General features: G+C 41.8%; 5 protein-coding genes and 12 tRNA genes. 1 reads left to right on the forward strand and 16 read right to left on the reverse strand.

The genetic code is table 11. The features are described 5' to 3' along the window. Positions 1-205 precede the first annotated feature (205 nt). The 4 genes from GGQ95_RS09715 to queG form a co-directional block, all read right to left on the reverse strand. The gene (locus tag GGQ95_RS09715; RefSeq protein ID WP_044745212.1) at positions 206-2,101 is read right to left on the reverse strand and encodes a PrkA family serine protein kinase; all 1,896 of its coding nucleotides are present in this window, start codon (positions 2,099-2,101) and stop codon (positions 206-208) included. A 306-nt stretch (positions 2,102-2,407) separates the two neighbouring features. Beyond that, entirely contained in the window at positions 2,408-2,881 is a 474-nt protein-coding gene (gene trmL, locus GGQ95_RS09720; RefSeq protein WP_044745211.1) for a tRNA (uridine(34)/cytosine(34)/5-carboxymethylaminomethyluridine(34)-2'-O)-methyltransferase TrmL, read from the reverse strand. Between the two features lie 40 nt (positions 2,882-2,921). After that, complete coding sequence (locus GGQ95_RS09725) at positions 2,922-3,785, reverse strand: amidase domain-containing protein (protein WP_044745210.1); 864 nt, start codon at positions 3,783-3,785, stop codon at positions 2,922-2,924. Between the two features lie 32 nt (positions 3,786-3,817). Next, positions 3,818-4,987 carry a tRNA epoxyqueuosine(34) reductase QueG gene (gene queG, locus GGQ95_RS09730; protein ID WP_183186675.1) on the reverse strand — a complete coding sequence of 390 codons (1,170 nt, stop codon included), beginning with the start codon at positions 4,985-4,987 and terminating at the stop codon, positions 3,818-3,820. 68 nt (positions 4,988-5,055) lie between these two features. Between queG and GGQ95_RS09735 the strand changes: the two genes are divergently transcribed. Then, positions 5,056-5,721 (forward strand): B3/B4 domain-containing protein, encoded by a 666-nt coding sequence (locus tag GGQ95_RS09735; protein WP_066147749.1) that lies wholly within the window; start codon positions 5,056-5,058, stop codon positions 5,719-5,721. Positions 5,722-5,802: 81 nt separating this feature from the next. Here the strand turns inward: GGQ95_RS09735 and GGQ95_RS09740 are convergent. From GGQ95_RS09740 to GGQ95_RS09795, 12 genes are all read right to left on the reverse strand, one after another. Then, positions 5,803-5,876: transfer RNA gene (locus GGQ95_RS09740), tRNA-Gly, on the reverse strand. A 277-nt stretch (positions 5,877-6,153) separates the two neighbouring features. Then, a tRNA-Leu gene (locus GGQ95_RS09745) sits at positions 6,154-6,240 on the reverse strand. 95 nt (positions 6,241-6,335) lie between these two features. Further along, a tRNA-Cys gene (locus GGQ95_RS09750) sits at positions 6,336-6,406 on the reverse strand. A gap of 5 nt (positions 6,407-6,411) precedes the next feature. Further along, a tRNA-Gly gene (locus GGQ95_RS09755) sits at positions 6,412-6,483 on the reverse strand. A 3-nt stretch (positions 6,484-6,486) separates the two neighbouring features. Continuing rightward, positions 6,487-6,561, reverse strand: a tRNA-Gln gene (locus tag GGQ95_RS09760). 21 nt (positions 6,562-6,582) lie between these two features. Further along, positions 6,583-6,655 (reverse strand) — tRNA-His (locus GGQ95_RS09765). A gap of 12 nt (positions 6,656-6,667) precedes the next feature. Then, positions 6,668-6,741, reverse strand: a tRNA-Trp gene (locus GGQ95_RS09770). 3 nt (positions 6,742-6,744) lie between these two features. Next, a tRNA-Tyr gene (locus GGQ95_RS09775) sits at positions 6,745-6,829 on the reverse strand. A 20-nt stretch (positions 6,830-6,849) separates the two neighbouring features. Then, positions 6,850-6,922 (reverse strand) — tRNA-Thr (locus GGQ95_RS09780). Between the two features lie 265 nt (positions 6,923-7,187). Further along, positions 7,188-7,263 (reverse strand) — tRNA-Phe (locus tag GGQ95_RS09785). An 11-nt stretch (positions 7,264-7,274) separates the two neighbouring features. Then, positions 7,275-7,350: transfer RNA gene (locus GGQ95_RS09790), tRNA-Asp, on the reverse strand. An 8-nt stretch (positions 7,351-7,358) separates the two neighbouring features. Further along, positions 7,359-7,435 (reverse strand) — tRNA-Met (locus GGQ95_RS09795). Between the last annotated feature and the right edge of the window lie 117 nt (positions 7,436-7,552).

Here is a 7,552-nt window from a genome sequence, read left to right on the forward strand (position 1 = left end):
TTTCCCCTCCTAATCACATTTTTTACCCTTTCATCATATACTGGTGTTGGCGTCTACAAACATACAATAATGGCGGTTGTTTACTCTATCCTATGCAAAAACCAAAAATAATTGACAAATAATTAAGAAAATTAGTCCCCATTTCTCCGTAAGACAAGCCTAAAATCCCAATGGATGAAAAAAGCATGCCTGATGCTGAGGCATGCTAGCGATTCAATAAGCTTCCGACATAACGGAGCAAATCATTGGCAGACGTTGAATTATATCCATATTCATCGATAAGGCGGGCAACCACCTCGTTAATTCTTTTAAGTTGTTGCTCATCCGGCGTTTTTGTGGATGTTGTAATTTTTACGATGTCCTTCAAATCAGCGAATAATTTCTTTTGAATCGCCTCCCGCAATCGTTCATGGGAGTTGTAATCAAATCGTTGCCCTTTTCGCGCATATGCTGAAATACGAATTAAAATTTCTTCACGAAATGCTTTCTTTGCATTTTCCGAAATGCCAATTTGTTCCTCGATCGAACGCATGAGTTTTTCATCCGGATTCATTTCTTCTCCTGTTAACGGATCCCGCAATTTTGTTTTATTGCAATACGCTTCTACATTGTCTAGATAATTATCCATTAATGTTTTAGCGGATTCTTCGTACGAGTAGACAAATGCTTTTTGCACCTCTTGCTTTGCAATTTCATCATACTCTTTTCGCGCCAAGGAAATGAAATTTAAATATCGCTCGCGATCTTCTTTTGAAATAGATGGATGTTGGTTCAGCCCTTCTTTTAATGAACGAAGCACATCTAATGCATTAATGGATGGCACTTCCTTGCGAATAATGCATGAAGAAATGCGGTTAATCACATAACGCGGATCAATTCCGCTCATTCCTTCATCGGTATATTCCTTCTTCAATTCCTCTACATCGACTTCATTAAACCCTTCTACGGTTTCACCGTCATATAAACGCATTTTCTTCAGCAAATCAATATCTGGACGCTTTGGCTCCTTCAATCTCGTCAGAATCGTAAACATGGCTGCGACACGAAGTGTGTGCGGTGCAATATGCACATCTGCAACATCGCTTTCCCGAATCATTTTCTCATAAATTCGTTCTTCCTCAGACACCTTTAAATTATATGGAATCGGCATCACAATAATCCGTGAATGAAGCGCCTCATTCTTTTTGTTAGAGATAAAAGAGCGGTATTCCGTTTCGTTTGTGTGAGCGACAATTAATTCATCTGCGCTAATTAATGCGAATCTGCCAGCTTTGAAATTTCCTTCTTGTGTTAGTGAAAGCAAATGCCATAAAAATTTTTCATCACACTTTAACATTTCTTGAAATTCCATCATTCCGCGATTCGCTTTGTTCAATTCACCATCAAATCGATAGGCGCGAGGATCAGACTCTGAACCATACTGAGCAATCGTTGAAAAATCAATGCTTCCTGTTAAATCGGCAATATCTTGTGATTTAGGATCGGATGGACTAAATGTACCAATTCCGACGCGCTTATTTTCTGAAAAGAAAATTCTTTCGACCATTACATCTTCAATTCGACCGCCATATTCTTTTTCCACTCTCATCATGTTAAGTGGCGAAAGCTCTCCTTCAATCCGTATTCCATACTCTTTGTAAAAATCATCACGCAGGTGATGGGGGATAAGATGGAGCGGGTCCTCATGCATTGGGCAGCCTTTAATGGCGTATACAGCCCCTCGTTCTGTTAGTGAATAAGCTTCCAATCCCCTCTTTAACATCGTAACAAGTGTTGACTTCCCTCCGCCGACCGGTCCCATCAATAACAAAATACGCTTCCGAACATCCAATCGTTTCGCGGCAGGGTGAAAATATTCTTCTACTAGGCGCTCAAGTGCTTCTTCTAACCCAAACAACTGCCCGCTAAAAAAATTGTATCGTTTTTTTCCATCTACTTCCTCCACCCCGGCATCTTTAATCATATTATAGACACGCGAATGAGCGGACTGGGCAACCCATGGCTTTTCCTTTAAAACCTGCAAATATTCGGCGAAGGTTCCTTCCCACTTTAATCGTTGCTCATCTTCCCTGTATCTTTCGATTTTTTTTAAAATATCCATAAAGAACCTCCTTAATACTTGATGACTAACAACGAGATTATTACAATGTATGCGAGGATGTCCTTGATCATTCACTATAAAACAAAAATTTACTTGTTCCTCTAAACAATACTTGTCCCATGGGCTATAATAGTAAGGAGAAGCGACTATTTATCACATAAGGAGGAAATTCACGATGAGAACATTACTCGTGCTCGGGGTCATCATTGCCTTTTTATCTGCCATTTTTACAGCTGGATATGACGACAAGCCAAGTGTAAAAAACTAAACAATAAAAAACGACCTCCTCATGAAGGTCGTTTTTTGTTAATATAAGCCTTTAAATCCTTGCTGCCTGAGGGCTTCATACACCAGAATGGCAGCCGTATTGGATAAGTTTAATGAACGAACTTTATCGTTCATCGGGATGCGCAAGCAACGATCCATATTGTTTTCAATCAATTCTTTTGGAAGACCGCTTGTTTCACGTCCAAATACAAAGAAATAGTCCTTTTCGCGATCGCTAAAATCAAAAGAATCGTAATGCTTTTGACCAAATTTTGTAATAAAATAAAACTCCCCATCTTGATACTGATCAAATAACTCTTGTAACGAGTCATAGTAAAAAATATTGACATACTCCCAATAATCCAATCCTGCCCGCTTTAACATTTTATCATCCGTAGAAAATCCTAACGGCCGGATCAAATGCAATACTGTGTCCGTTGCTGCGCATGTACGTGCAATATTTCCAGTATTCGCTGGAATTTCTGGTTGATACAATACTACATGTAAAGCCACGTTTACTCACCTCAGATTTGATCTTTCTCGTTTTATTATACTATCCCTTATCCTCAATATGAAAAAATTTATACTGAATACTTGGAGTGTAGGCACTCGAATCTTCATACGACCAATATCTCATCCGGCTATTCGTTGTATGAGCATTTACGAGCGGCATGCCTTTTTGGTCTTTCGCGACTACAATCGTCGAGTGGTCAAAACGTCCGTCTCCTTGAAAATCATAACAAATAATATCGCCAGGCAACAACTGCTCTGGAGAGGTAACCTCTACTGCGTTCCACCCGGTATGCGCTCCTCCCAAATACCACCGAAAGGCATGAGCGACGGTCCAGCTATAGCTCCAATTGTTATTTTGCATCCACCATCCCTTGCCGCGCTCCGGATAGCCAACCATCGGCATTCCTCCCGCGTACAAGCATTGAGAAACAAAATTTGTACAATCAACGGAAAATTTAGGGAAACGGGGATTATAGCTGTTCCACCATGTTTCTGCATATTGAACAGCCTTGATTCGATCATATACATAAGCCTTTTTTTCTCCTTTTGCCATTCGTTCAACTGTATGTTCAGGCTCTATTCTATCTAAAATCGTCAGCTTATGATCTTCCACTAATTGTTTTTGCTCAAAACAAGCGCGCCTTGGCTCTGTCATTTCCTCTATATACATCCATTCACGTTGCTTTACTAAAAATTGATAATGCACGATATAATCAAGATCGATCTTCTCCCTGAGCTTCTGTTTTCGCCAAACCGTTCCCTTTATGCTACATTTTACGATTTCCGCATCCCGTTTCTGGAATAATTGCAGTTTTCTTTCAATCATTGGATCGTCTTTGCATCTCGATAATGAAACAAAGGATTGTGCCCGTTTTCTAAGCAGCTCTTCTAACTCTTTTTTCACATTGCCCACCACTTTTTCTTTTTTATTTTACATTATGTGATGGTCGGCTGATTTTTTCCATCTTTCCTTCTATTCATCAACAACTGCAATCCTTTTTTTATTTCTCGCAATACTTCTTCATCTTTTTCAATTTGTAAGGCCTCTTCTAAAATGGGCATAACATTTTCATCACCAATTTTCCCTAATACCCAAGCTGCTGTTCCCCGGATGACTGGCCGACTATCTTCCTTTAGCAATTTTAACAAATCAGGAATGGCTGTCCGATCTTGAAAATGAGCTAATGCCAAAATAGCATTTCTTTGAATCGGCTTTTTCCCCCTCCATGCACCCGAAAGAGTCCCAAACTTTTCTCTAAACTCTCGATTCGTCATATGGAGAAGTGGCTTAAGTAATGGCTTCACCACCTCTGGATCCGGTTCCATTTCTTCGTGAAAATGAAAGTCCTTTCCTTTGTTTTCTGGGCACACTGTTTGGCAAGTATCACATCCGTATAAACGGTTGCCAATTTTTTCACGAAATTCATCTGCGATAAAACCTTTTGTCTGCGTTAAAAAAGCAATGCACCGTTGAGCGTTGAGCTGTCCCCCTTGGACAAGCGCTCCTGTCGGGCAAGCATCGAGGCATTTTGTACATGAACCACACCGATTTTCTATAGGATTATCTGGAGGAAACGGTATATTCGTGATCATTTCTCCCAAATACACATATGATCCAAACTCTGGAGTAATAATCGCACAGTTTTTGCCGCTCCAACCGATCCCGGCTCTCTCAGCCACAGCCCGATCCGCTAATTCTCCCGTATCTACCATTGATTTAACCTTTGCATTTGGCACTCTTTCTAAAATAAACTCCTTTAGCTTTAACAGACGCTCTTGCAAAATAATATGATAATCCGTTCCCCACGACGCCCTGCAAAAAATTCCGCGTTTTTCCTCTTTTGTGCTTCGAGGCGCATTTTTCATTTTCGAAGGATAAGCAAGCGCGATAGAAATAATGGATTTCGCTTCATCCAACAGCAGAGCGGGATCGGTTCTTTTTTCAATATCCGGCTCCTCAAATCCTGATTGATATCCAAGCTGTTGCTGAAGACGAAGGCGTTCCTTTAGTTCCACAAACGGATCAGCACTTGCAAAGCCAATTTTATCAATTCCGATGGTTTGGCTGTATTGAATAATATCTTCTTTCAATTTTTTCACATCCATGCTAATCCCTCCTTTCGCTAAAATATTAAATTCATGGTAAAATGAAATTAAAAACTAGAGGTGAACATATGAACATCAATATATCACAAACACTCAAGCATATCATTCCAACATTCAAAGTAGGAGTCATCACTTACAACAATATCGTAGTAGACGATTCTCCGCAAATGTTGAAGGGAAGATTGCAGCTTTTTCAAGAATCCATTTATTTTGAATGGCACGAGAAGCCTATTATTGAAATGAAAGAAATCAATGAATGGCGGCAAATTTTTAAAGCCATTGGAACTGATCCAAGTCGATATCGTCCTTCTTCAGAAAGCTTATATCGGCGTATACAAAAACAGCAATTTATTCCTTCCATTCACTCAGCTGCCGACATCAATAACTTCTTTTCCCTTTATTATAAAATACCGATCGGAATTTATGACGCCGACCAAATAAAGGGAGATATTTCGATTGAAGTCGGTACAGAGGAAGATCAATATCAGGCGATCAATGGCCGCCATGTTCAATTAGCTAAAAAACTGATTGCCAAAGATGAGCTTGGTCCATTTGGAAGCCCTATTGTAGATTCTGAACGCACGGCCGTTACATACAGTACCAAACAAGCCATACAAATCGTATACTTATCTCCAGCAATGGAGCAAACCGAGTGTGCAAAAATGATTAGCTCCATTCAAAGCATGTTCACACAGATTCATGGAGGAGAATCGACAATGAAAATCATACAATAAACGTGCATGTAAAAACAAAAAACGCAATGCCCCGTTCTCCTAAGAAACGAAACACTGCGTTGTCCCCTATGTATGTATAAATGGAGCGGGTGATGGGAATCGAACCCACGACATCAGCTTGGAAGGCTGAGGTTTTACCACTAAACTACACCCGCATAATTATCAAATTTTTCATTACAAATTTCTAGTGTCCCGATATGCCATGCCTCTTCCTCTACCAGTTCATTCTAAGATGCTTTGTGCGTCGAGGCAACTCGTCGTCTATACAATGATGTATCGCTCGCGGCTGAGGTTTTACCATTAAACTACACCCGTGCATATACTATAATAGCAACCACAGCTAAACAAAATTGTAATTTTTTGAAGCAAAAAAAGTAAAATTTTGTCGAAGCAAATTTAAAATAAAAAACAGGTCATCCCTGTTAAAATAAATGGTGCCGATGGTGGGAGTCGAACCCACACTCCCTCACGGGAACACGATTTTGAGTCGTGCGCGTCTGCCAATTCCGCCACATCGGCAAATCACAAACATCAGAACATGATATATTATACCACAAAACAAACTATTAGTCAACTAATTAAACAACAACAATTATATTCATTACATTTGATAAAGGCGGCACCCGGATTCGAACCGGGGGTAAAGGTTTTGCAGACCTCTGCCTTACCACTTGGCTATGCCGCCATCAAAGCGGAAGACGGGACTCGAACCCGCGACCCCCACCTTGGCAAGGTGGTGTTCTACCACTGAACTACTTCCGCATTTGGCTGGGGTAGCTGGATTCGAACCAACGCATCACGGAGTCAAAGTCCGTTGCCTTACCGCTTGGCTATACCCCAATCCTCTTCATATTCAAAAGGGGCGACTAGTGGGAATCGAACCCACGAATGCCAGAGCCACAATCTGGTGCGTTAACCACTTCGCCATAGCCGCCATGCTGTAAAATGGCAGGGGCAGTAGGAATCGAACCCACACCGGAGGTTTTGGAGACCTCTGTTCTACCATTAAACTATGCCCCTAACTGGTGGAGGGGGACGGATTCGAACCGCCGAACCCACAGGGAGCGGATTTACAGTCCGCCGCGTTTGGCCACTTCGCTACCCCTCCATTACTCAAAAAAGTTAAAATGCCGACTGCAGGACTTGAACCCGCAACCTACTGATTACGATTCAGTTGCTCTACCAATTGAGCTAAGTCGGCTTCATCCATAGAACTAACCATAAAAGCATATGTGTCCTGTGCCTCTTCCTCTTCAAGATATTTCAAGATGTCCAATGCGTCGAGGCAACTCGCAGTCATTTCACCGATGCTTCGCTCGTCTCTACCAATTGAGGTAGGCCGGCTTATTTCTATGAAAAATCAGCCATGACATAAGCTTTTTTGCGCTATTCTTCTAAATTATTCACCAAAGACAGCACTTTTCTCAGCAACTCATTCGCTTTATTTACAAACATTCACACAAAAATGGTGGCTCGGGACGGAATCGAACCGCCGACACAAGGATTTTCAGTCCTTTGCTCTACCGACTGAGCTACCGAGCCATACGCATTTATGGCGGTCCCGACGGGACTCGAACCCGCGATCTCCTGCGTGACAGGCAGGCATGTTAACCACTACACTACGGGACCATTTTGTTTGGTTGCGGGGGCAGGATTTGAACCTGCGACCTTCGGGTTATGAGCCCGACGAGCTACCTGGCTGCTCCACCCCGCGATGATCATTAGCTTATTAATATTGATGGCGGAGGAGGAGGGATTCGAACCCCCGCGCGCCTCTCGACGCCTCTCGGTTTTCAAGACCGACCCCTTCAGCCAGACTTGGGTACTCCTC

It is taken from the genome of Anoxybacteroides rupiense, assembly GCF_014196195.1.
Classification (GTDB): Bacteria; Bacillota; Bacilli; order Bacillales; family Anoxybacillaceae; genus Anoxybacteroides; species Anoxybacteroides rupiense.

Excerpts from the sequence above, each read along its gene's own strand:
- GGQ95_RS09715 (WP_044745212.1), bottom strand. The coding sequence starts at position 2,101 with ATGGATATTTTAAAAAAAATCGAAAGATACAGGGAAGATGAGCAACGA.
- queG (WP_183186675.1), bottom strand. The coding sequence starts at position 4,987 with ATGGATGTGAAAAAATTGAAAGAAGATATTATTCAATACAGCCAAACC.
- GGQ95_RS09735 (WP_066147749.1), top strand. The coding sequence starts at position 5,056 with ATGAACATCAATATATCACAAACACTCAAGCATATCATTCCAACATTC.